At 66.1% G+C, this 22866-nt stretch carries 20 protein-coding genes; 8 read left to right on the top strand and 12 right to left on the bottom strand.

The window, feature by feature from the left end:
• The first annotated feature begins 74 nt into the window (after positions 1 to 74).
• The 5 genes from chrA to ROH8110_RS05080 all read left to right on the top strand — a co-directional run bounded on the left by chrA (position 75) and on the right by ROH8110_RS05080 (position 3927).
• A complete protein-coding gene (gene chrA / locus ROH8110_RS05100; protein WP_085816606.1) occupies positions 75 to 1325 on the top strand; it encodes a chromate efflux transporter in 1251 nt (416 codons plus the stop codon).
• A gap of 70 nt (positions 1326 to 1395) precedes the next feature.
• Positions 1396 to 1872, top strand: a complete 477-nt coding sequence (locus tag ROH8110_RS05095; RefSeq protein ID WP_085817018.1) for an SspB family protein — start codon at positions 1396 to 1398, stop codon at positions 1870 to 1872.
• A gap of 124 nt (positions 1873 to 1996) precedes the next feature.
• The gene (gene fumC, locus ROH8110_RS05090; protein ID WP_085816605.1) at positions 1997 to 3391 is read left to right on the top strand and encodes a class II fumarate hydratase; all 1395 of its coding nucleotides are present in this window, start codon (positions 1997 to 1999) and stop codon (positions 3389 to 3391) included.
• A 94-nt stretch (positions 3392 to 3485) separates the two neighbouring features.
• Positions 3486 to 3668 (top strand): DUF4169 family protein, encoded by a 183-nt coding sequence (locus ROH8110_RS05085; protein WP_085816604.1) that lies wholly within the window; start codon positions 3486 to 3488, stop codon positions 3666 to 3668.
• 22 nt (positions 3669 to 3690) lie between these two features.
• Positions 3691 to 3927, top strand: coding sequence for a ribbon-helix-helix domain-containing protein (locus ROH8110_RS05080; protein ID WP_085817017.1), 237 nt, complete (start codon positions 3691 to 3693; stop codon positions 3925 to 3927).
• A gap of 3 nt (positions 3928 to 3930) precedes the next feature.
• On the opposite strand, the gene ROH8110_RS05075 is transcribed toward ROH8110_RS05080, so the two are convergent.
• The 7 genes from ROH8110_RS05075 to ROH8110_RS05045 all read right to left on the bottom strand — a co-directional run bounded on the left by ROH8110_RS05075 (position 3931) and on the right by ROH8110_RS05045 (position 13345).
• Positions 3931 to 4572: a class I SAM-dependent methyltransferase gene (locus tag ROH8110_RS05075; RefSeq protein WP_085816603.1), complete on the bottom strand. Its 642-nt coding sequence runs from the start codon at positions 4570 to 4572 to the stop codon at positions 3931 to 3933.
• 46 nt (positions 4573 to 4618) lie between these two features.
• Complete coding sequence (locus tag ROH8110_RS05070; protein WP_085816602.1) at positions 4619 to 5401, bottom strand: DUF2189 domain-containing protein; 783 nt, start codon at positions 5399 to 5401, stop codon at positions 4619 to 4621.
• Between the two features lie 68 nt (positions 5402 to 5469).
• Positions 5470 to 6882 carry an amidase gene (locus ROH8110_RS05065; RefSeq protein WP_085816601.1) on the bottom strand — a complete coding sequence of 471 codons (1413 nt, stop codon included), beginning with the start codon at positions 6880 to 6882 and terminating at the stop codon, positions 5470 to 5472.
• A gap of 99 nt (positions 6883 to 6981) precedes the next feature.
• Positions 6982 to 8109 carry a peptide chain release factor 2 gene (prfB, locus tag ROH8110_RS05060; protein WP_085816600.1) on the bottom strand — a complete coding sequence of 376 codons (1128 nt, stop codon included), beginning with the start codon at positions 8107 to 8109 and terminating at the stop codon, positions 6982 to 6984.
• A 72-nt stretch (positions 8110 to 8181) separates the two neighbouring features.
• Positions 8182 to 10707: a penicillin-binding protein 1A gene (locus tag ROH8110_RS05055; RefSeq protein WP_085816599.1), complete on the bottom strand. Its 2526-nt coding sequence runs from the start codon at positions 10705 to 10707 to the stop codon at positions 8182 to 8184.
• Positions 10708 to 10798: 91 nt separating this feature from the next.
• Positions 10799 to 12022, bottom strand: a complete 1224-nt coding sequence (locus ROH8110_RS05050) for an N-acetylmuramoyl-L-alanine amidase (RefSeq protein WP_085816598.1) — start codon at positions 12020 to 12022, stop codon at positions 10799 to 10801.
• Positions 12023 to 12193: 171 nt separating this feature from the next.
• The gene (locus tag ROH8110_RS05045) at positions 12194 to 13345 is read right to left on the bottom strand and encodes a pyridoxal phosphate-dependent aminotransferase (RefSeq protein ID WP_085816597.1); all 1152 of its coding nucleotides are present in this window, start codon (positions 13343 to 13345) and stop codon (positions 12194 to 12196) included.
• A 62-nt stretch (positions 13346 to 13407) separates the two neighbouring features.
• Here ROH8110_RS05045 and ROH8110_RS05040 point away from each other — a divergent pair, with 62 nt between their 5' ends.
• From ROH8110_RS05040 to ROH8110_RS05030, 3 genes are read left to right on the top strand one after another with little or no spacing between them, the layout of a single operon-like run.
• Positions 13408 to 14748 (top strand): M48 family metalloprotease, encoded by a 1341-nt coding sequence (locus tag ROH8110_RS05040; protein ID WP_085816596.1) that lies wholly within the window; start codon positions 13408 to 13410, stop codon positions 14746 to 14748.
• A 5-nt stretch (positions 14749 to 14753) separates the two neighbouring features.
• Positions 14754 to 15518 carry a DsbA family protein gene (locus ROH8110_RS05035; RefSeq protein WP_085817016.1) on the top strand — a complete coding sequence of 255 codons (765 nt, stop codon included), beginning with the start codon at positions 14754 to 14756 and terminating at the stop codon, positions 15516 to 15518.
• Complete coding sequence (locus ROH8110_RS05030) at positions 15518 to 16072, top strand: glutaredoxin family protein (RefSeq protein WP_121143618.1); 555 nt, start codon at positions 15518 to 15520, stop codon at positions 16070 to 16072. The genes ROH8110_RS05035 and ROH8110_RS05030 overlap by 1 nt, the downstream gene beginning before the upstream one ends.
• Before the next feature lie 446 nt (positions 16073 to 16518).
• Here ROH8110_RS05030 and ROH8110_RS05025 read toward each other — a convergent pair whose 3' ends face one another.
• From ROH8110_RS05025 to ROH8110_RS05005, 5 genes are all read right to left on the bottom strand, one after another.
• Positions 16519 to 18297, bottom strand: coding sequence for a peptidoglycan-binding protein (locus tag ROH8110_RS05025; RefSeq protein WP_139837384.1), 1779 nt, complete (start codon positions 18295 to 18297; stop codon positions 16519 to 16521).
• 231 nt (positions 18298 to 18528) lie between these two features.
• Complete coding sequence (gene glnT, locus ROH8110_RS05020) at positions 18529 to 19845, bottom strand: type III glutamate--ammonia ligase (RefSeq protein WP_085816594.1); 1317 nt, start codon at positions 19843 to 19845, stop codon at positions 18529 to 18531.
• A gap of 82 nt (positions 19846 to 19927) precedes the next feature.
• On the bottom strand, positions 19928 to 21271 hold the full coding sequence (locus tag ROH8110_RS05015) for an FMN-binding glutamate synthase family protein (RefSeq protein ID WP_085816593.1): 1344 nt from the start codon (positions 21269 to 21271) through the stop codon (positions 19928 to 19930).
• An 11-nt stretch (positions 21272 to 21282) separates the two neighbouring features.
• The gene (locus ROH8110_RS05010) at positions 21283 to 21960 is read right to left on the bottom strand and encodes a GltB/FmdC/FwdC-like GXGXG domain-containing protein (RefSeq protein ID WP_085816592.1); all 678 of its coding nucleotides are present in this window, start codon (positions 21958 to 21960) and stop codon (positions 21283 to 21285) included.
• Between the two features lies 1 nt (position 21961).
• Entirely contained in the window at positions 21962 to 22855 is an 894-nt protein-coding gene (locus ROH8110_RS05005; protein WP_085817014.1) for a class II glutamine amidotransferase, read from the bottom strand.
• Between the last annotated feature and the right edge of the window lie 11 nt (positions 22856 to 22866).

Here is a 22866-nt window from a genome sequence, read left to right as displayed (position 1 = left end):
TCATGTTTTCATGATGTTTTTACGACATCCGTGAAAGCTCTTGAATTTACCTTGCAGCACGGTATGACGCTTGCATGGGACTAGGCCTCGTCAATCTCGTGCGCGTCTTCGGCCGCATCGGCTTGCTCTCTTTCGGCGGCCCTGCGGCGCAGATTTCCCTGATGCACAATGAACTGGTCCTCCGCCACAAGTGGCTGGAAGAAAAACAGTTTCTCGGCGCCCTGTCCTTCTGCATGTTGCTGCCCGGCCCCGAGGCGATGCAGCTTGCCACTTACGCGGGCTGGCGGCTGCGCGGGGTGCGCGGCGGCTTGATCGCAGGGCTGCTCTTCGTGTTGCCGGGGGCGCTCGTCATCCTCGGCCTTGCGCTGGGATACGCAAGCTACGGCCAGATGCCGGTGATCCAGGCGGTTTTCGCCGGGATCAAGGCGGCGGTGGTCGTGATCGTGCTTCAGGCGCTCCTCTCGCTCGCGCGCCGCGCGCTGTCGGGATGGGATGACTGGTGTCTGGCGCTCATGGCCTTCGCCGCGATGTTCTTTCTGTCGGTGCCCTTCCCGATCATCATACTTGGCGCGGCGCTATGGGGCCTTGCCCGCGCCGATGCCTCCGCGGCCACGGCCGCCACTGTCCCACCCGCACGGGTTCCCATCACGCAGACATTTGGCACCGTGGCTCTCTGGGGCACGCTCTGGGCGGCGCCGATCCTGCTGGCCTGGGCGATGGGCGCGAGTTTTCTGACGGAAATCGCGCTGTTCTTTTCGCAACTTGCCGTAGTTACCTTCGGCGGCGCCTATGCCGTCCTCGCCTACATGACCCAGGCCGTTGTCGAAACCCACGGCTGGCTGACCACACCGCAGATGATAGATGCGCTGGGACTTGCGGAAACCACGCCGGGGCCGCTCATCCTCGTGACCCAGTTCGTCGGCCTGCTGGCGGGATTCGCACAGGGCGGCATACCGTTGGCGCTCCTTGCGGGGGCGCTGACGCTCTGGGTCACCTTCACACCGTGCTTTCTCTGGATCTTCGCCGGTGCGCCCTATGTCGAGGCTCTGCTGGCGCGTCCGCGCCTCAAGGGCGCGCTTTCGGGTATATCGGCGGCGGTAACCGGCGTGATCCTCAATCTTTCGGTCTGGTTCGCGCTGCATGTGCTGTTCGACACGGTCGTGCGCACCCCCATCGGGCCGCGCCCCGACCTTGCCGGCTTTTTGCCGCTCAACGCCGCCCTGGTGGTGCTCGCGGGTGTCTTTCTTCTGGTCCTGCGCCTGCCCATGATCGTCGGTCTGGCCCTGATGGCGGCGGCAGCGGGCGGCTTGCATCTTCTGGGGTGAAACCGCGCAAGAGGGCCTTTCGTTTTGGTTCGAATCCCTTATGCTGAAATTCAGGAGGTTCGGGAAACAGATGTCTCGATCGATCGATTATGGAAAACTGATGCACGAGGCGATGCGCGGATTGATTCAGCGCGTCCTTGTCGGTGTCCAGGATAACGGCCTTCCGGGCGCGCATCATTTCTTCATCACCTTCGATACGACCCATCCCGACGCACGCCTCGCCGACTGGCTGAAGGAACGCTATCCTTCGGAAATGACGGTCGTGATGCAGCACTGGTTCGATGATCTCGACGTGACCGTTGACGGCTTCTCGATCACCCTCAATTTCGGCGACGCGCCCGAGACGCTCTATATCCCCTACGACGCGATCAAGACCTTCGTCGATCCGTCGGTCGAATTCGGTCTGCGGTTCGATTCGCAGGATGACGACGACGGGCTCGAGGGCGACGCCGATGACGATCCCGATTTCGATGAAGACGAGCACGACACCGCCGCCCCCACCAATGGCCAGGCCGACGTGGTCAGCCTCGACAGTTTCCGAAAATAGCACCGTCTTTTTCTGATCCCGGCGCGCCGCCGGACCGTTGGCGGTATTCCATTGCATACATCATTGATCTTTCCGCCCCGTCCGCTATGAGGGGGGCGGCCTTTTTCGCGAGGGAGATCCATCCATGACCGCCACCCGCACCGAAACCGACAGCTTCGGCCCGCTCGAGGTTCCGACCAATAAATACTGGGGCGCGCAAACACAGCGCTCGATCATGAACTTCCCCATCGGCTGGGAAACCCAGCCCGTCGCCATCGTGCGCGCGCTCGGCGTCATCAAGAAGGCCTGCGCGCAGGCCAACAAGGAAAGCGGCGCGCTCGATCCGAAACTGGCCGACGCCATCATCGCCGCCGCAGGCGAGGTGATCGACGGCAAGTTCGACGACAACTTCCCCCTCGTGGTCTGGCAGACCGGCAGCGGCACCCAGTCGAACATGAACGCCAACGAGGTGATCGCCAACCGCGCCATCGAAATTCTCGGCGGCAAGATCGGCTCCAAGGATCCGGTCCATCCCAACGATCACTGCAACATGGGGCAAAGCTCGAACGACACATTCCCCACCGCGATGCATATCGCCACCGCCATGAGCCTGCGCGACGTGCTGATGCCCGGCCTTGAAAAACTGCTCCGCGGGCTCGAGGCCAAGCAAGAACAGTTCAAGGACATCATCAAGATCGGCCGCACCCATACGCAGGACGCCACGCCGCTGACGCTGGGACAGGAATTCTCGGGCTATGCCCAGCAGATCCGCCAGGGCATCGCGCGCGTCAACGCCGCCCTGCCCGGCATCTACGAACTGGCACAGGGCGGCACCGCCGTCGGCACCGGGCTCAACACCCGCAAGGGCTGGGGCGAAACCGTCGCCGCCAACATGGCCGAGATCACCGGCCTGCCCTTCGTCACCGCGCCCAACAAGTTCGAATCCCTCGCCGCCCATGACGCGATGGTGTTCATGTCCGGCGCTTTGGCGACCGTGGCCGGCTCCTGCTACAAGATCGCCAACGACATCCGCTTTCTGGGTTCCGGCCCGCGCTCGGGCCTTGGCGAGCTGATCCTGCCCGAGAACGAACCCGGTTCCTCTATCATGCCCGGCAAGGTGAACCCCACCCAGGCCGAGGCCCTGACCCAGGTGGCCGCCCATGTCATGGGCAACGACGCCGCCATCAAGTTCGCCGGCTCACAGGGGCATTTCGAACTCAATGTCTACAACCCGATGATGTCCTATAACCTCCTGCAGTCGATCCAGCTTCTGGGCGACGCGACCGACAGCTTCACCGAAAGGATGCTGAACGGGATCGAGGCCAACGAGGACCGCATCGGCAAGCTGATGCGCGAGTCCCTGATGCTGGTAACGGCCCTTGCGCCCGAAATCGGCTATGACAACGCCACCAAGGTCGCCAAGACCGCGCACAGGAACGGCACCACCCTCAAGGAAGAGGCGATCAGCCTCGGCTTCGTCGACGAAGAGACCTTTGAGCGCGTCGTGCGCCCCGAACAGATGATCGGCCCGCGCGACTGATACACCATCGAAACGGCGGGCCGCCCTTCGGAGCGGCCCGCCCTCGCCTCTCAAACCTGTGGACGAACGGCGCCAAGCCGGTATGCTTGGCCCCATGAGCAAGGTCATCAACCTCAACAAGATCCGCAAGCAACGCGCCCGCGCCGCCAAGCGAGAGCAGGCCGATCAGAACGCCGCCCGTCATGGCCGCAGCAAGGCCGACCGCGCGCTCGATGCGGCGCGCAGCGACAAGGTGCTTCAGGATCACGAGGCCCACAGGCGCGACGACGACGAATGACGCCAGCGCGAAACGCCAGATGATGTCGGATCCCGTCAATGCCCGCCCGGTGAAACACTCGCTGACCCTTCATGGTCATCGCACCAGCGTGTCGCTCGAAGACGAGTTCTGGCAGGCCTTTCGCGCCATCGCCGCTGCGCGCGGTCAGCCCCTCAACGCGCTCGCCGCCGAAATCGACGCGGCGCGCGGGGTGGATACGGGCCTCGCATCGGCGATCCGCCTGTTCGTGCTGCGCCACTACCGCGACGGGCCGCGCTGATCGTCAGCTTGCCGCCGCATCGGCCGGTTTGCGCGCGACGATGAAATGCGCGCGCGGACGCGCCGGGTAATCGCCGGTTTCCTCGATCACGAACCCGGCGGCGCGCATCGCGCCCTGAACATCCTCCGGGCCGATGAACTGCAAGAAAGGCGGCGCCTTGCCCAACAGGCGCATCACCCCGATCAGCGCCCTGAAATGCCAGGCGTGACGCCCAAGGCAGATCGTCTTGCTGATGAACAGCCCTCCGGGTTTCAACAGCGCCTGCACCCGCGCCAGCGTCGGGTTCATGTCATCCAGCAGATGCAGGAAATTGAAGGCCAGCACCGCATCGAAACTGCCCGGCCCAAAGCTCTCGTCAAACGCATCGCTCCGGCGGAACTCGAGGTTGTCACCCTCGAAATCGGCCAGCTTCTCATCTGCGACCGCGATCATTCCGCCCGAAAGGTCGCTGGCGATCAGGTGCCCGACATCCGGCGCCAGCAACAATGCCGTGCTGCCGGTGCCGCAACCCAGCTCCAGCACCCTGTCCTCTTCGCGCAGCCAGGCGCGCGCGCGCGCCAGCGTGGTTTCATAGGCCGCCATATTGCCGATGGGGCGCGCCGCGTAACGCCTTGCGACCCGGTCCCAGAATTGCGTATCCGCCATGTCCGACCCTCATCTTCCGCGCGCCATCAGAGGCAGGCCTTGCACCTTAGCAGGTGCCCCCCGCCTTGCAAATCTGACGGTAAAGATGCCACGTGGCATGCCCCAGAAGCGGCAGGGTGATGAACAGACCAAGGAACCCCGGTATCAGCGCGACGAATGTCAGCGCCGCGATGAAGGCCGCCCAGGCCAGCATCGGCAGCGGGCTCCCCATCACTGTCTGGAAACTGCTGATCATGGCGGTCACGAAGTCCACCTCCCGATCCAGCAACAGAGGCAGCGAGACCACCGTGATCATGTAGAGCAACAGCGCGAAAGCCGCTCCCACCAGGGTCCCGAACCCCAGCATGCTCAGCCCCTCGCGGGTCATGAGAACCTCGAACGAGCTCGACACGTTGGTCATGGTCGAAAACCCCATGAACAGCGCAAAGATCATATGCGCCAGAAAGAACCAGAACAGGAACAACAAGACGATCACCGCGCAGATCGACGGCAATTGCCGCCGGCTCTGTGTCAGGACCACCCCGAAGATCGCCCCCGGCTCCAGCGGCGCGCCCATTTCCCGCCGATGGCTCACCTCATAGAAACCCACCGCCGCGAAAGGTCCGATCAACGGGAAACTGACCGCAGCGAAGATCAGCCAATAGCTCTGCCCGGTCACCCAGGTAACCCATGCCATGATCCAGCCGATCATCACATAGACACCGGCAAAGATCACGGCATAGCCCGGCGCGCGCCGCATGTCCTCCCAGCCACGCCTGAGCGCCTCCCCCAGCATCGCGAATGTCACCGGTCCCAGCTCAGGCACGCCAAGCGGCTTGCTTTCATCCATCACTCGCACTCCTCCTGCTGACGCGAGCCTAGCCAAGCCCGCGCGCTGCGCAAAGATGCATTTCGTGATCAGCTTTCGACAGGGTTTCGCTCCGGCCAGCGCGTCGCTTCGTGATAGGCCTGCCCCAGATCCAGAAGCCCGCGATCCGCGCCGCGCCGCCCGATCAGCTGCACGCCCATCGGCAGCCCGCCGACGCCAAAGCCCGCCGGAACCGCCAACGCGGGCAGGCCCGCCAGGCTCGCGGGCACCACGACTTCCATCCAGCGATGGTAGCTGTCCATCGCCTGCCCCGCGATCTCGCGTGGCCACGCCCATTCAAGCGGAAACGGCCAGACCTGCGCCGTCGGCATCACCAGCGCGTCATACCGGTCGAACAGTTCGGCGGCGCGCGTGAACCATTGCGACCGGATCACGCTGGCGCGGTGCACATCCAGGCCGCTCATCGCGCGCCCGCGCTCGATCTCCCATATGGCATCCGGCTTCAGGCGGTCCCGTGTCTCGGGCGATTCCAGCAGCGGCGACAGGTTACAGGCCACTGACCAGCTTCTGAGAGCGGTCCAGCTCTCCCAAAGCGCATCGCGGCTGAACGGCGGCGCCACGTCCTCGACGACGCAGCCCAGTTCCTCGAACACCGCGCAGGCCGCGCGGCCCAGGTCCATGATACCCGCCTCCATCGCAAAGGCCCCGCCCCAATCGCCCAGCCAGCCGATCCGCCGCCCCGCGATCTTCGCGGCAGGGTCCGGCGTCAGATCCGGTGCCGCCACCCCGTGCGCCTGGCGCGCATCCGGCCCCGCCATGACGCCCAGCAGCAGCGCCAGATCGCCGGGGTCGCGCGCCATCGGCCCCAGAGTCGACAGCTGGTGCAGGAACGTATCCCCCGCCGGCTCGCCCGGCACCAATCCCCAGCTCGGGCGCATCCCGTAGACATTGTTCCAGCCCGCCGGATTGCGCAGGCTGCCCATCATGTCCGATCCATCCGCGATCGACAGCATCCGCGCCGCCAGCGCCACCGCCGCACCCCCCGACGAGCCGCCACAGCTGCGCGTCTTCTCATAGGGGTTGCAGGTCACGCCATGCACCGGGTTGAAGGTATGGCTGCCCAGCCCGAATTCCGGCGTGTTGGTCTTTCCGATCACGATCGCTCCGGCGGCGCGCATCCGCGCCACATGAAGGTCGTCGCTCGCCGCGATCTGGCCCGCCAGCGCCGGCGACCCCTTCGAAGTCGGCAATCCGGCCACGTTCGACAGATCCTTCACCGCCACGGGCAACCCGTGCAGCGCACCGCGCGCCGGTTCCGCGTCGGCCCTGCGCGCCTCCTCCAGCAGATCCGCCTCGTCGCGCAGCGACACGATGGCATTGAGCGCGCCGTTCACCTCCCGCACCCGCTCCAGTGTGGCGCGCATCAGTGCCTCGGCGCTCAATTCACCGCCCGCGATCCGCGCCGCCTGCGCGCGCGCCGAAAGGGTCAGAACCTCATCCATGTCTTTCCTCCCGCCCCGGCGACCGGCTGCGGGCGCCCTGCTTCATCTTGCCGACAATACTCTGCGGGGGTGTGGGGGTGCAAAACCCCCACCGGCGCCTCACGCCTCGCCCTGCGCCTCGGCCCGCGACTTGCCACTGACGTTCATCGCCAGCGTCGCGGCCATGAACTGATCGAGATCGCCATCCAGAACGCCCTTGGTGTCGCTGGTCTCGACCCCGGTGCGCAGATCCTTCACCATCTGGTAGGGCTGCAGCACATAAGAGCGGATCTGGTTACCCCACCCGGCATCGCCCTTGGCCTCGTGGGCCTCGGCAATGGCCTCGTTGCGCTTGTCCAGCTCCAGCTGGTAAAGCCGCGACTTCAGCGCCTTCATCGCGATATCGCGGTTCTGGTGCTGGGATTTCTCGGAACTGGTGACCACGATGCCGGTCGGATGGTGGGTGATCCGCACCGCCGAGTCGGTCTTGTTCACATGCTGCCCGCCCGCGCCCGAACTGCGATAGGTGTCCACCCGGATATCGGACGGGTTCACCTCGATCTCGATATTGTCATCCACCACCGGATAGACCCCGACCGAGCAGAACGACGTATGCCGCTTCGCCGCCGAATCGAACGGCGAGATCCGCACCAGGCGATGCACGCCGGATTCCGACTTGAGCCAGCCATAGGCGTTATGCCCGCTGATCTTGTAGGCGGCCGATTTGATCCCCGCCTCATCGCCCGAGCTTTCGGATTGCAACTCGACGGTGTAGCCGTGGCTTTCGGCCCACCGCACATACATCCGCGCCAGCATCGCGGCCCAGTCGCAGCTTTCGGTGCCACCGGCCCCGGCGTTGATTTCGAGGAAGGTGTCATTGCCGTCGGCCTCGCCATCCAGCAGCGCCTCCAGCTCCTTGGCGGCCGCCTTGCGGGCAAGCGCCTTGAGCGTGGTCTCGGCCTCGCCGATCACCTCGCTGTCGCCCTCCATCTCGCCCAGTTCGATCAACTCGATATTGTCGCGCATGTCGCGGCTGATCGAGTCGTGTGTCTCGATCGCATCGACCAGCGCCTGCCGGTCGCGCATTAGCTTCTGCGCCTTGGCCGGATCGTCCCAGAGGTTCGGGTCCTCGACGCGCGCGTTGAACTCCTCGAGCCGGTGCTGCGCGGTCTCCCATCCCATCCGCTGACGCAACAGCTCCAGCGAATTCTCGATCTCGGAAACGACGGTCTGGATTTCGGCGCGCATGGATATGTCCCTGATCTGGCTCGGATGCGGGTGATAGCGCAGCCACGAGGCCCCGGCAAGATCACCCGGCTATCAGTAAAGCCCGCCCGAACTCATCGAGCCGAAGCTGGCCTTGCCCCCGACCTGCCCGGTGCGCCCGGTCGACGTGGTGACCTCCTTGACCTGCTCGCTCTCGCCGCGCTCGAACAGCTCCAGATCGGTTCCCATCGCAAAGCCGCCCGAGACGCTGAAGCCAAAGATCGGCTCCTCGCCGTCACGGAAATACTCGGCCACCACGAACTCACCCTGCGAATCGTCCGCCAGCCGCGCGCCGGTATAACGGTCGATCTTGATGAAATGCCCGCCCGGCGGAACCTCGAACGGGCCGCCGCCGTATTTCTTGATCGCCTCGCTCATGAACTCCTGGAAGACCGGCCCGCACATCGAGGCGCCATAGGCGCCGCGGCCAAGGCCGCGCGGCTGGTCGTAACCGATATAGCAGCCCGCGGCGATATTGCTGGTGAAACCGACGAACCAGACGTCGCGCGCATCATTGGTGGTCCCGGTCTTGCCCGCCACCGGCACCGGCAGGTTGATCGCCCCCGATGCCGTGCCGCGATCGACCACGCCCTTCATCATCGAGGTCAGCTGATAGGCCGTGATCGCATCGATCACCCGCTCGCGGTTCGACACGATGCGCGGGCCGCGGGTCTCGGGGATGGCTTCATCGCCGCAATCCACGCAGTCGCGCGGATCATGCTTGTAGACGGTGCGCCCGTCGCGGTCCTGGACACGGTCCACCAGTGTCGGCTCGACCCGCTCACCGCCATTGGCGAACATCGAATAGGCCGCCACCATGTTGTAAAGCGTGGTTTCCTCCGAGCCCAGCGAGTTGGCCAGAAACTGGCCCATGTTGTCATAGACCCCGAAACGCTCGGCGTAACGGGCGACAACATCCATGCCCACTTCCTGCGCAAGACGGATGGTCATCAGGTTCCGTGACTGCTCGACCCCGGTGCGCAGCGGCGTCGGCCCGTAGAACTTGTTCGACGAATTGCGCGGCCGCCACAGCCCCTGCGGCGTATCAATCTCGATCGGCGCGTCGATCACGATGGTGGCCGGGCTGTAACCGCTGTCCAGCGCGGCGGCATAGACGAACGGCTTGAAGCTCGACCCCGGCTGGCGCTTGGCCTGGGTCGCGCGGTTGAACACCGAATGCTGATAGGAAAACCCGCCCTGCATCGCCAGGACCCGCCCGGTATGCACGTCCATCGCCACGAATCCGCCCTCGACCTCGGGCACCTGGCGCAGGGTCCAGCGCAAGAAGGTACCATCCTCGTCGCGCGTCATCCTGCGGACATAGACGACCTCGCCACGCTCGAACGTCTCCTGGAAATTGCCCGGCAGCCAGCCGATATCGGCGCGCGGCACCACATGCGGCGCATCCGCGTCGGGTGCGACACCCTCGATGCCAAGACGCATCTGCTGATCTTCGATCTCAAGGATCACCGCCGGGTACCATGTTCCGTCCAGCTCGATATCCCGCGCCACACCGGCCTGCGCCAGCGCTTCGCGCCAGGCCTCCTCGCCGTCCTCCAGCGCATCTTCGGGCAGCACGATCCCGGTGCCGCGCCACTTGCCGCGCGCGCGGTCATATTGTTCCAGCTGCCGGCGCAGTGCGACCGCCGCCTCGGCCTGCATCTCGGGGTCGATGGTGGCGCGCACGCTCAGCCCGCCGCCAAAGAATTCGCCCTCGCCGAAATCCTCGCTCAGCTGACGGCGGATCTCGTCAGTGAAATAGTCGCGCGGCGGCAGCTCGGCGCTGTAGGGCTCGAAATCGCCATTCTGCACCGAACGCAGCGGCGCGGCCACCTCGGCCTCATACGTGGCGTCGTCCAGATATCCGTTCTCATTCATCTCGCGCAGCACGAAATTGCGCCGCTGAAGAAGGCGCTCGGCATTGCGCACCGGGTGGAAATCCGACGGCGCCTTGGGCATCGACGCGAGGAACGCCGCCTCGTGGGGCGCAAGTTCGCGCAGCGACTTGTTGAAATAGGTCTGCGCCGCCGCCGTCACGCCATAGGAATTCTGACCAAGGAAGATCTCGTTGAGATACAGTTCCAGGATCCGCTCCTTGCTCAGCGTCTCCTCGATCCGCGTCGCCAGGATGATCTCCTTGATCTTGCGCTCGATGCGCCGGTCGCCCGACAGCAGGAAATTCTTCATCACCTGCTGGGTGATGGTCGAGGCCCCGCGCACGGTTTCCCCGCGCGAGCGGACCGCCTCGAAGATCGCCGCGGCGATGCCGCGCGCGTCATAGCCGCCATGCTGATAGAAATTCTTGTCCTCTGCGCTGATGAAGGCCTGCTTGACCAGCACCGGAATATCCTCGGCCGGGGTGAACAGGCGCCGTTCGCGCGAGAACTCGTCGATGATCCGCCCCTCGCCGGAATAGATCCGGCTGATCGTCGGCGGTTTGTAATTGGCCAGCGACTCGTGGCTCGGCAGGTCGCGCCCATAGATGTGCAGCACCGCGCCAATGCTCAATGCGATCAGCATCAGGCCCAGGGTGACCAGGCTGAAGATCGTGCCGAAAAAAGTTCCTATCGCTCTGAGCACAGCCGCCCCCGCTCGGTTTCACCGCACCATATAGGCATCCCGCCGCAGGCCGTCAAAACACATCTTCCGGACGCGCGGGGCGCCGCTCTTTTCATTGCCGCACCAGGTCGGCGGCGGCCGCATCGGCATCCCGCCAGGTGTCGAGCCCCTCGCGCAGCGCCTCCGCCATGCCGGCGCGCCACGACGGATCGGCCAGGTTGGCCAGGTCGCGCGGGCTGGACATGAAACCAAGCTCCAGCAACACCGATGGTATGTCCGGCGATTTCAGCACCGAGAACCCGGCATGGCGCAGCGGGCGCGAATGCAGCGGCAGGCCCCTGGCCGCGATCGCCGCGCGGATCTCGTCCGCCAGCCGCTCGGCGCGGGGCTGGGTTTCCATCCGCGCGAGGTCCATCAGCACATCCGCCACCACGTCGTCCTTGCCGCTCAGGTCGATTCCCGCCAGCATGTCGGCGCGGTTATGGCGCTCCGCCAGCGCGGCGCTGGCCTCGTCGCTGGCGCTGTCGGACAGGGTATAGACCGTGGCGCCATGCGCCCGCCCCTCGCTGAGCGCATCCGCATGCAGCGACAGGAACAGGTCCGCTCCCATCCGGTGGGCAATCGCCACCCGCCGCTCCAGAGAGACGAAACTGTCATCCTCCCGCGTCAGCACCACGTCGAACCCGCCCGCACGCACCAGCTCTTCCTTCAGCTCCAGTGCGAAGATCAGCATCATGTCCTTTTCGGCCATGCCATCCACCTCGGCCCCCGGATCGATCCCGCCATGCCCCGGATCGAGCACCACGACCAGCGGCGCCTCGCCGCGCTGGCGCGGACGCTTCTCGGACTTGAGCCCGCGCCCCGGCGCCTCCCATCCCGGCAGTGCCGGCGCACCCGCACCCGCCGCGAATGCTTCTGCCGAGACCGGGTTCAGCACCACCTCAAGGCGCGCCGCGCCACTCAGGTCGTCGATCTTCATGCCCGCGCGCGTGACGGCCATCGGTCCGGCCAGATCGACCACCATGCGCGACCATCCGGGCCGGAATCCCCCGACCCGCACATCCTTCACCGCCGCGCCCGCGATCAGCGCGCCCGGCTCGACCCCGCTCCAATCCACTTCCCTGAAATCGAGAACCAGTCGCTCGGGCGCATCCAGCGTGAAGATCCGGTAGGGTACGCCCTGGCTCAGACCAAGGGCGATCACCACGCCGCCCTCGCCTGCCCTGACCTCGCTCGCCTGCATGTCCACCCGCGCCAGGCCGCTGAAATCGCGCGCCTGCGCCATCGCCAACCCGGCCCAAAGGCCAAGAAGCCCCGCCAACACTATCCTGATCATCCGCTCACCCGCCGCTCAACCGGTCGTCTTTGCGCGCAAGACTACACGACCCGCGCGCCGGTTGCACAGCCCCCGACTTCATCTGGCTGAAAATACCTTGGGGGAGTCGCAGCCCCGCTGCGACGGGGGCAGCGCCCCCTTCCCACCGCGCCCCGCGCGTGCCGTCCCGGCTCAGAGCGCGCCGCGCGCCGCCATGAAACGGCGCAGCCGCTCCAGCCCCTCCTCGATATCGGCCGTGGCGCGCGCATAGGAGAACCGGATCGTCCCGCGCCCGCGCACCGGATCGAAATCGAGCCCCGGCGTCACCGCCACGCCGGCCTTTTCAAGGATTTCAGCGGCAAAGGCCCGGCTGTCATCGGTGATATGGCTGACATCGGCATAGACGTAGAAGGCACCGTCAGGCGGCGCGATCCGGTCGAACCCGGCCTTGGGCAACCCTTCCAGCATCAGCGCCCGGTTGCGCCGATAGACCGCCATGTTGGCCTCCAGTTCCTCGCCGCACTCCATCGCCGCCAATGCGGCCACCTGACTCGCATGGGGCGGGCAGATGAACAGGTTCTGCGCCAGCCGCTCGATCACCCGCACATGATCGCCTGGCACCACCATCCAGCCCACCCGCCAGCCGGTCATGCTGAAATATTTCGAGAACGAGTTGATCACATAGGCCTCGTCGCTCAGTTCCAGCGCGCTCACGGCCTTCGCCTCGTATTCGATCCCGTGATAGATCTCGTCGCTGATGAAGCTCGCGCCCTCCGCCGCCGCCGCCTCCATCAGGTCCGCCAGCTCGGCGCGCCCCAGCATCGTGCCCGAAGGATTGGCCGGGCTTGCCACCATCAACCCCTTGAGGTCGCGCCCCTTCAGGTCACCCGGCACCGGCTGCAGGCGGTTTTCCGCCGCCGTCTCGATATCCACCGGCACAAGGTCGAGCGCGCGCAGGATCTGGCGATAGCTCGGATAGCCCGGCGCCCCGATTCCCACCCGGTCGCCCGCATCGAACAGCGCCGTGAACGCCAGGATGAACGCCCCCGACGATCCCGGCGTGATCACGACCCGCCCCGGATCGAGATCGACGCCATACCATTCCCCGTAAAGCCGCGCGATGCGCTGGCGCAGCGCCGGCAGGCCAAGCGCCACAGTATAGCCCATCGCATCCTCACGCATGGCACGGGTCAGCGCGGCGCGTGCCCCCTCGGGCGCGGCGGTGCCGGGCTGGCCCACTTCCATGTGGATGATGTGGCGCCCCTCGGCTTCGGCACTGCGCGCCGCTTCCATCACGTCCATCACAATGAAGGGATCGACCTTCGACCGGGTTGAGTTCCGCATGTCTTTCTTCCTAAAGTGGCACCGTCACGCCCAGCTTTCACTTGGAACAGGCCCCGCCGTCAATGCAGCTTCTCCGCGCCCTCGGCCTCTTTCTCGGGCTCTTCGCCCTGACCGCCACGACGCTCGCCAGCCCGGCGCGTGCGCTCACGCTGCTGCGCGACCCGGATATCGAATACGCGCTCAAGCAACTGGCCGCGCCGGTGCTCAAGGCCGCCGGCCTCAGCCCGACGGGGGTCGATATCCTGCTGATCGACGACCGCAATCTCAATGCCTTCGTGGTCGATCGCGACAGTATCTTCATCCATTCCGGCCTGATGCTGAAAATGAACAACGCCGCGATGCTGCAATCGGTGATCGCCCATGAGGCGGCGCATATCACCAATGGCCACCTTGTGCGCCGCCCGGTCAACATGCGCAACGCCCGCACCGCCGCCGGTCTGGGGTCGGTGCTTGCCGCCGCCGCCGCCATCGCCGCAGGCGCCGGCGAAGCCGCGGGGGCCGTCGCGCTTGGCGCGCAGACCACCGCGCAGCGGCTGTTCTTCGTCCACACCCGCGCCGAGGAAAACGCCGCCGACCAGTCCGGCCTTCGCTACCTGGCCGCCGCCGGGGTCGATCCGCAGGGCGCGGTCGAGATGATGGACATCTTCCGCGGCCAGGAGGCACTGTCGCAATACCGTCAGGACCCCTACGCGCGCACGCACCCGCTTTCGGCCGACCGCTTCCGCGTGATCAAGCGCCTCGCCGACGCCCATGCCGACAAGGCCCGCGCCAATCCCGAATCCGACTACTGGTTCGCCCGCGCCAAGGGCAAGCTCTCGGCCTTTCAGCGTTCGCCCAAATGGACGCTGACACGGGCCGGGGAATCCGGTTACGAGGATGTGAAACTGATGCGCCAGGCCGTCGCCCACCACCGCAGCTCGCAGACCTCCAAGGCCGTGGCCGCCATCGACCGCGCCATCGCCCTGCGCCCCAAGGACCCGTTCCTCTATGAACTCAAGGGCCAGATCCTGATGGAAAGCCGCAATTTCCGCGCCGCCACCGCCGCCTATGGCCGCGCCGTGAACCTCGCGCCGGATCACGCGCTGATCCTGGGCTCCTACGGGCGCGCCCTCATGGCCGAAGGCAAGGTGGCCGAGGCCCAGCAATATCTCGAGAAATCCCGCGCCCGCGACGGGCGCGACGCCCGCGTCATGCGCGACCTTGCCGCGACCCATGCCCGTCAGGGCAACAACGGCATGGCCTCGCTGGTGACATCGGAACGCTACGCGATGATGGGACGGCTCGAAGATGCCGGGATTCACGCGCAACGCGCCTCGGACCTTTTGCCGCGCGGCTCTACGGGCTGGCGGCGTGCACAGGATGTGCTATCAGCCGCCAAAGCCGCTGAAAACAAACGGAGATGACATCCATGAAATTCGCCCCTCCCACCGTGCTGACAGCGCTGGGCGCGCTGTTCACGGCCGCCACCTTGGCCATGCCCGCACAGGCCTTCGACCTTCAGGACATGAGCGCCGCCGAACGCGACGCCTTCCGCGCCGAGATCCGCACCTACCTTCTTGAGAACCCCGAAGTCATCATGGAAGCGGTCGCCGTGCTCGAAAAGCGCCAGGCCGAGGAACAGGCCCGCGGCGACAGCGACCTCGTGAAGGCCAATGCCGGGGCGCTCTTCGATGACGGCCATTCCTGGGTCGGCGGCAACCCCGAGGGCGACATCACGCTGGTCGAGTTCATGGATTACCGTTGCGGCTACTGCAAACGCGCCTTCCCCGAGGTCGAGTCCCTGCTCGAGACGGATGGCAATATCCGCCTCATCGTCAAGGAATTCCCGATCCTGGGCGAACAATCCGTGCTTGCCTCGCGCTTTGCCATCGCAACCCTGAACGTGGCGGGCGACGAGGGCTACAAGCAGGTGCATGACGCGCTGATGACCTTCCGCGGCGACATTACAGAGCCCGCGCTCGCGCGCCTTGCCGAAGGTTTTGGCCTCGATGCCGATGCGATCGCTGCCGAGATGGGCAGCGAGGCGGTGACCGAAGTGATCAACAAGAACCGCGCGCTGGGCCAGCGGCTCAACATCACCGGCACGCCCTCTTTCGTGATGGAAGACCAGATGCTGCGCGGCTATGTGCCGCTCGACGCGATGCAGCAGATCGTCGCCGACATCCGCGGCTGATGCCGCGCCGCCGGTTGCAGATAGCGTTTCGGGGCCTGCCGCTTGCGGCGGGCCTTCTGCTTGCGCTCTCGCCTGGCGCGGCGGTGGCCGAAACCGATTTCACGCGCCTTTCGCCCGCCGAACGCGCGATCTTTCACCAGCAGATTCGCGAGGCCCTCCTTGGGCTGCCCGAACTCCTTCAGGATGCGCCCGCCCCGTCCGCTCCGCCCGTCACCAGCGTCTACCAGGATGCCATCGACCAGGATCTCGCACGCCTCTCCGAACGTGACCAGGCGCTTTTCGGCCCCGACCTTCCCGGCTTCGGCCCGCCCGGTGCCGCCCTGCGCATCGCGCTCTTCACCGCGCCCGACTGCCCCGATTGCAACCGCGCCGAAGAGGATCTTCGCGCGCTGGCGCAGACCCACGACCTGCGCGTGACCCTGCTTGATATCACCCGCAACGCGGCACTGGCCGAAACCCTCGAAATCGACATGGCCCCATCTTACGTGCTGCCCGACATGATGCTGCGCGGGCATATCCCGCCCATCGTTCTGGAACGCTATCTGAAGCGATAGGCCCACCGCGACAAGCCCCGGCAGACAGGCTCTCAGGGTTCGCGTTCAACGCTGCAAGGCGTTCCGACACACTGCGTCATGCAACCCGCCCCAATCAGAACCAGCTTGGAAAGCTCGGGGTCCGCTGCGGCAACTTCAATCGCGACCGGCCCCGCCGAAAATCGCGTCGACGGGGCCGCCAGTGGTATTGCCGGTGATCTCGAGCGCGGCGCGATTGCGGGCCATGAGCGTGTCAAACGTGTAATCTTCACTGAATTCGGATGAGCAGCTCAAACCAGGCCTGCGCGGTGACGTTCCGGCCTTTGCAGCCCCTTCATTGCGAGGGAAATGCGCATGGCCTCTCGCGGCTTGGCGAAGCGCCTCCAGAAGCCGAACCCGTCACGCGCCCCGCAAGGGCCAGGCCGCCCGCCGATGCGGGCGCCCTGCGCCAGACGCGCCTCACCCCCTCAGCGGGGCAGCGGCAGCCCGTCCGCGATCATCCGGTTCAGCGTCTTGCGGTCGACATAGCCCGTCACCGGCAGCCCGCGCGCCTCCTGATACCGCTCCAGCGCCGCGCGGGTGTTGCCATCGAACTGCCCCTCCGTGCGTCCGGGGCTGAACCCCTGCGCCAGCAACTGCGCCTCGACAAGGCTGCGTGAAATCTGGTTGAGCCCCAGCGCCGCCTCGGCCTGGCGCGCCTCCGCCTCGGATATGGCGCCATCATCGACCGGCGCATCATCCGTCAGCGCCGCCTGGCGCCGCCGCGCACGCTCTGAAAACGCCCCCTCCGGGAAATCTTCGAGGTATCGCGCATAGGCCTGGGCGGTATCGGCCTCGCGCGCCTCTTCCCAGGCAGCCTTGTCGGCGGCCTCGGCTTCGCTTTCGACCAGTTCCTCGAGCCGCGCACGCGCACGCCCGGCAAACGCGCCATCCTCATGCGCATCGAGATACCGGCGATAGGCGGCTTGCGTGTCCTCCGCCTCGGCGCGCTCCCACGCCGCGCGGTCGTTCGCGCCCTCGATCTCGTCAAGACGCGCCCGCGCGACATCCGAAAACGCGCCATCCGGGTAACGGTCGAGATAGGCCCGCAAGCCCGCCTCGTCCTGGCCGCGCCCGATATCCTCCCAATAGGCGCGATCGGCGCGCTCACGCTCACGTTCCTGCCGGCGCTCTTCCTCGGCCTGCTCGGCGCGCCGCGCCTCGGCCATCTGGTCGAGATCGCTGATCTGCGCCGCGGTCAGGAAACCCGTCGCCTCGAACCCGTTCTCGCCTTGCCAGCGCCTGATCGCGCTGCGCGATCCGGGGCCGAAAATGCCATCGACACCGCGCGTCTCATAGCCCATCAACACGAGGTCGCGCTGGATCCGCTGGCGCGCATCGGAACTCAGGTCAAGAGCCGCCTCGATCCGCTCGGGATCGCGCGCGAAACCGTCGATCGCGGCGCGCGCTTCATCGGCAAAGGCACCGTCGGGATACTCCTCCAGATAGGCCCTGTAGGCCTCGATCGTGTCGGTCTCCCGGCTCTCCTGCCAGGCCTGCCGCTCACGCTCGGCCGCTTCGTCGCCCGCGTCAGGCGTGGCGGACACCTCGCGCGGCAGAAAGGTCACGAGCGGCGAGCGGAACCCGTAAGCATCCAGCGCCGACGCCCCCTCGAGCATCTCGGGCACGCTGCGCCCCCGCTCGACCAGCCGCGTTCCGGCGAAATCCGCGATATCGGGTATCGTGCCGGTGATCACCGTGACGCCCTGCGGCGGCTCGAGCCTGCCAAGACCCGCCGTCACGCCCGTGCCAAGCGCCACGCGCTCATCCTCCGGCGTGTCATGCGTCCGCGCCCCCAGCAACACCACGGCCCCGCCCGGCGAGCGGGCCGCGATCTCCATCACCGTGCCCAGCGACAGCGCGGCGCCATCCACATCGGCCAGCGACGGCGCATCGAGCCCGCCGGGAAGATACCAGCTCGCGCCGCCCGCATGGGCGAACCGCCCGCTCAACAGGATCACGCTGCGCTCGGGCGCATCTTCGCTCAGCAGGCTGCCCAGCAATTCGCGCGACGCCTCGATCTCGGAATCGAAAGCCGAAACCACCTTGAATCCGGCCCCCTCCAGCGCCTCGGCCGCTGCCGATATCCCCGCGCTTCCGGTCTCATCGCTTGCATCGCTGCCCGCGCCCAGAAGAACGGCGCGGTTCTCGGCCCCTGCGGCGGATGCCGCCATGCAGGCGCAGGCGAACAACAGGCTTAGTCTCATGATCCGAACTCCTTTTGCAGTGCCACTGACGCGGCTGCCCGGCAAACGGGCCGCACAACCCGTCACCCCAACGCGCAGCATCGCAAAAGGTTTCAGCCGCCCCCTTCCGGGCCGGTTTCGCAGATGGACAGGCCCGTGCCGTCATCGCGCAGGCCCCCGGGCTTCATCTTGCCCGAAATACTCATGTCCCGTCCTGTCCCCCGGCACCGCGCCGCGACGAGCGCGGCCCGCTCAGATATCGAGCGTGTTTTCCTTCTCCCAGCGGCTGAAATGGGACACGAACGAATTCCACTCCTTGGTCTTCATCTTGATGAAGGCCTGCGAGAATTCTTCGCCCATCGCTGCCTTGAGAACCTTGTTGCGGTCATAGGCACGGATCGCGTCCAGCATGTTGAGCGGCAGCTGCGGCGCGCCGCGCACCTTGTGACCCTCGGCATACATGTCGATCTCATGGCGCTTGCCGGGATCGGCCTTGGTGCGCACACCGTCCAGACCAGCGGCAAGCGTGACCGCTTGCAACAGATAAGGGTTGGCCGCGCCATCGGGCAGGCGCAGCTCGAAACGCCCCGGTCCGGGCACGCGCACCATGTGGGTGCGATTGTTGGAGGTCCATGTCACCGTGTTGGGGGCCCATGTCGCCCCCGAACTGGTCCGCGGCGCGTTGATCCGCTTGTAGCTGTTGACGGTCGGGTTGGTGATCGCCGCCATGGCGGTGGCATGTTTCATGATCCCGCCAAGGAAATTGCGCCCCTTTTCCGAAAGGCCCAGCTCCATATTGTCATCGGCAAACACATTGACCTTCGACTCGGCGCCCGGCGCATCCCAGACCGAGATATGCAGATGCGCGCCATTGCCGGTCAGCCCCTCAATGGGTTTGGGCATGAAGGTGGCACGAAAGCCGTGTTTCTCGGCGATCGACTTGGTCATGAACTTGAAGAACGAATGCCGGTCGGCGGTGACCAGCACATCGTCGAATTCCCAGTTCATCTCGAACTGGCCGTTGGCGTCCTCGTGGTCGTTCTGATACGGCCCCCAGCCCAGGTCCAGCATGTAGTCGCAGATTTCGCGCACCACGTCATAGCGGCGCATCACCGCCTGCTGATCGTAACAGGGCTTTTCCGCCGTGTCATAGGGATCGCTCAGCGCATTGCCATCCGGCGTCAGCAGGAAATACTCGGCCTCGACCCCGGTCTTGACATGAAGCCCCTCGCTCGCCGCTTCCTCGATCAGGCGGCGCAGCACGTTGCGCGGTGCCTGCGCGACATCCTCGCCCTCCATCACCGGGTTGGCGGCCACCCAGGCCACCTCGGGGTTCCAGGGCAGCTGCGTGACACTGTCGGGGTCGGGCACCGCCAGCATGTCGGGATGCGCCGGGGTCATGTCGAGCCAGGTCGCGAAACCGGCGAACCCCGCCCCGTCCGCCTGCATGTCGGCAATCGCCTGCGCGGGCACCAGCTTGGCGCGCTGGCCCCCGAAAAGATCGGTGAACGAAATCATGAAATATTTGACGCCGCGCTCGGCGGCATAGGCGGCCAGATCTGTTGTCATGGTCCTTCTTCCTTTTCCCTGTTGGCACTCAAGGGGGCGGTTTCCCCGCCCCCATTTTTATGTTCCGTCTTTTAAGTCGCGCTCAGAATGTCGTCCCCGGCTTGCCCGGCCACCAGCTTGTGCCGGCCAGCGGCACCTGCGCCATCGCCGCCGCTTCCAGCGTCAGTGCCACAAGGTCCTCGGGCTCCAGGTGCTGCACATGGTTCTTGCCACAGGCCCGCGCCAGCGTCTGCGCCTCAAGCGTCATCACCTTGAGGTAATTGCGCAGGCGACGCCCCGCCTCGACGGGATCGAGCCTCGCGGCCAGCTCCGGGTCCTGGGTGCTGATCCCGGCGGGGTCGCGGCCCTCGTGCCAGTCGTCATAGGCGCCCGCGGTGCTGCCGAGCTTCTGGTATTCCTCCTCGAATTTCGGGTCGTTGTCGCCCATCGCCACCATCGCAGCCGTGCCGATGCTGACCGCATCAGCGCCAAGCGCCAGCGCCTTGGCCACGTCCGCGCCGGTGCGGATGCCACCCGAGACGATCAGCTGCACCTCCCGGTGCATGTTCTGATCCTGAAGCGCGCGCACCGCGTCGCGGATACAGGCCAGCGTCGGCTGGCCCACATGCTCGATGAACACGTCCTGCGTTGCCGCCGTGCCGCCCTGCATCCCGTCCAGAACGACCACATCCGCCCCGGCCTTGACTGCAAGGGTGGTGTCGAAATAAGGCCGCGCGCCGCCCACCTTGACGTAGATCGGCTTTTCCCAGTTGGTGATCTCGCGCAGTTCCAGGATCTTGATCTCCAGGTCGTCCGGCCCGGTCCAGTCGGGATGCCGGCAGGCGCTGCGCTGGTCGATCCCCTTGGGCAGGTCGCGCATCTCAGCCACCCGGTCCGATATCTTCTGCCCCAGCAACATGCCGCCGCCGCCCGGCTTGGCGCCCTGCCCGACCACGACCTCGATCGCGTCGGCCTTGCGCAGGTCCACCGGGTTCATGCCATAGCGCGATGGCAGGTATTGATAGACCAGCGTCTTCGACTGGCCGCGCTCCTCGGGGGTCATGCCGCCGTCGCCGGTGGTGGTCGATGTGCCCGCAGCGCTGGCGCCACGGCCCAGGGCCTCCTTGGCCTGCGCGCTCAGCGCGCCGAAACTCATGCCCGCGATGGTGATCGGGATGTCCAGCTCGATCGGCTTCTTGGCGAACCGCGTGCCCAGCACGACATTGGTGTCGCAGCGCTCGCGATAGCCCTCCAGCGGATAGCGGCTCATCGAGGCGCCGAGGAACAGCAGGTCATCGAAATGGGGCACGCGCCGCTTGGCGCCGCCGCCCCGGATATCGTAGATGCCGGTCGCCGCCGCGCGGCGGATCTCGGCATTCACCTCGGGCGAGAAGGTCGCCGACTGAAGCGGCATGGTGCGCGGCGCGTGTTTGTCGTCCTTGGCCATGTCTGGTTTCCTCAATAGGCGTTGTCGATGTCGAAATTATAGAGCTTGCGCGCCGAGCCATAGCGCTTGAACTCCTCGGGGCGCGCGTCGACCTCCGCCCGCTCCAGCAGGTCGCGCAGGGTCTCCAGGTGCTCGGGGCGCATCTCCTTCTCCTCGCAATCCGCGCCAAGGCTCTTCACCTTGCCGCGCACGAACAGCCGCGCCTCGTAGATCGAATCCCCCAGCGCGTCGCCCGCATCGCCACAGACCACCAGGTTCCCCTTCTGCGCCATGAAGGCCGACATATGCCCGACATTCCCCGCCACCACGATATCGATCCCCTTCATCGAGATCCCGCAGCGCGAGCTGGCATTGCCCTTGATCACCAAGAGCCCGCCATGCCCGGTCGCCCCGGCATACTGGCTGGCATCGCCCTCGACGATCACGGTGCCGCTCATCATGTTCTCGGCCACGCCCGGCCCGGCGCTGCCCTTGATGCGCACCGTCGCCTGCTGGTTCATCCCCGCGCAGTAATAGCCCGTCGAGCCCCGCACCGTCACATCGAGCGGCGCATCGAGCCCCACCGCGATGGCGTGGCTGCCGCGCGGATTGACCACCTCCCAGGCGGTCTCGTTGGTCTGCGGGGCCTGCGCCTGCAAGGTCTCGTTGAGGGCGCGCAGGCCTTTGGCTTCCAGGTCGAATGTCTGCATGTCAGTGCTTCCAGAAATAGACGGTTGCGGGTTCGGGCTCCCAGACGCGGGCATCCTCGATCCCCGGCAGGTTGACCAGCGCACGGTATTCACTGCCGAAGGCGACATATTGATCCGTCTCGGCCATCACGGCGGGCTTGCAGGCGATGGGGTCGCGCACCACGCCGAACCCGTCCTTGGTGCCCACGACAAAGGTGTAGAACCCGTCCAGATCCTCCAGCCCCGATTCCAGCGCCTCGCCCAGGCTGTGCCCCTCCTGCATCTTCCATGTCAGATAGGCGGCGGCGACCTCGGTGTCGTTCTCGGTCTCCACGTTCACGCCCTCGCGCGCCAGCTTGCGGCGCAGCGAATTGTGGTTGCTGAGCGAACCGTTATGCACAAGGCACTGGTCCATCCCGGTCGAGAACGGATGCGCGCCCAGCGTCGTGACCGCGGATTCGGTCGCCATGCGCGTATGACCGATGCCATGACTGCCGGTCAGATGCGGAATGTCGAAGCGCCGCGCCACATCGCCCGGCAACCCCACTTCCTTGTAGATCTCGATCGCCTCTCCGGCGCTCATCACCCGTGCATCGGGGCAAAGCGTCTTCAACGAGTCGCGCGCCTCGGCCACCTTGCCGGCGGGCAGCTCGATCACCGCATGGGTGTCCTTGATCCTCAGGCTGACATCCGCCCCGATCGCCGCCGACATGGCGCTGTCCAGCCCCTCGAAACGCGCCGGGTCATCGGCCTGCACCGTCAATTTGGCGACCCCGGCGCTCGCGCCGGGATAAACGGCGATCCCCGCGCTGTCGGGACCGCGGTCCGACATGGTAATCAGCATATCGGTCAATAGCTCACCCAGACGCGGCTCCAGCGCCTTGTCCTTCAAAAACAGTCCGACGATTCCGCACATCGACGCCTCCA

The sequence above is a fragment of the Roseovarius halotolerans genome (genome assembly GCF_900172255.1).
Classification (GTDB): Bacteria; Pseudomonadota; Alphaproteobacteria; order Rhodobacterales; family Rhodobacteraceae; genus Roseovarius; species Roseovarius halotolerans.
This window is presented reverse-complemented; position numbering and strand designations above follow the sequence as displayed.

Bases quoted from the DNA above. Each gene is read 5' to 3' on its own strand.
- chrA (WP_085816606.1), top strand. From the start codon at position 75: ATGGGACTAGGCCTCGTCAATCTCGTGCGCGTCTTCGGCCGCATCGGC.
- ROH8110_RS05095 (WP_085817018.1), top strand. From the start codon at position 1,396: ATGTCTCGATCGATCGATTATGGAAAACTGATGCACGAGGCGATGCGC.
- fumC (WP_085816605.1), top strand. From the start codon at position 1,997: ATGACCGCCACCCGCACCGAAACCGACAGCTTCGGCCCGCTCGAGGTT.
- ROH8110_RS05085 (WP_085816604.1), top strand. From the start codon at position 3,486: ATGAGCAAGGTCATCAACCTCAACAAGATCCGCAAGCAACGCGCCCGC.
- ROH8110_RS05080 (WP_085817017.1), top strand. From the start codon at position 3,691: ATGTCGGATCCCGTCAATGCCCGCCCGGTGAAACACTCGCTGACCCTT.
- ROH8110_RS05075 (WP_085816603.1), bottom strand. From the start codon at position 4,572: ATGGCGGATACGCAATTCTGGGACCGGGTCGCAAGGCGTTACGCGGCG.
- ROH8110_RS05070 (WP_085816602.1), bottom strand. From the start codon at position 5,401: ATGGATGAAAGCAAGCCGCTTGGCGTGCCTGAGCTGGGACCGGTGACA.
- ROH8110_RS05065 (WP_085816601.1), bottom strand. From the start codon at position 6,882: ATGGATGAGGTTCTGACCCTTTCGGCGCGCGCGCAGGCGGCGCGGATC.
- prfB (WP_085816600.1), bottom strand. From the start codon at position 8,109: ATGCGCGCCGAAATCCAGACCGTCGTTTCCGAGATCGAGAATTCGCTG.
- ROH8110_RS05050 (WP_085816598.1), bottom strand. From the start codon at position 12,022: ATGATCAGGATAGTGTTGGCGGGGCTTCTTGGCCTTTGGGCCGGGTTG.
- ROH8110_RS05045 (WP_085816597.1), bottom strand. From the start codon at position 13,345: ATGCGGAACTCAACCCGGTCGAAGGTCGATCCCTTCATTGTGATGGAC.
- ROH8110_RS05040 (WP_085816596.1), top strand. From the start codon at position 13,408: ATGCAGCTTCTCCGCGCCCTCGGCCTCTTTCTCGGGCTCTTCGCCCTG.
- ROH8110_RS05035 (WP_085817016.1), top strand. From the start codon at position 14,754: ATGAAATTCGCCCCTCCCACCGTGCTGACAGCGCTGGGCGCGCTGTTC.
- ROH8110_RS05030 (WP_121143618.1), top strand. From the start codon at position 15,518: ATGCCGCGCCGCCGGTTGCAGATAGCGTTTCGGGGCCTGCCGCTTGCG.
- ROH8110_RS05025 (WP_139837384.1), bottom strand. From the start codon at position 18,297: ATGAGACTAAGCCTGTTGTTCGCCTGCGCCTGCATGGCGGCATCCGCC.
- glnT (WP_085816594.1), bottom strand. From the start codon at position 19,845: ATGACAACAGATCTGGCCGCCTATGCCGCCGAGCGCGGCGTCAAATAT.
- ROH8110_RS05015 (WP_085816593.1), bottom strand. From the start codon at position 21,271: ATGGCCAAGGACGACAAACACGCGCCGCGCACCATGCCGCTTCAGTCG.
- ROH8110_RS05010 (WP_085816592.1), bottom strand. From the start codon at position 21,960: ATGCAGACATTCGACCTGGAAGCCAAAGGCCTGCGCGCCCTCAACGAG.
- ROH8110_RS05005 (WP_085817014.1), bottom strand. From the start codon at position 22,855: ATGTGCGGAATCGTCGGACTGTTTTTGAAGGACAAGGCGCTGGAGCCG.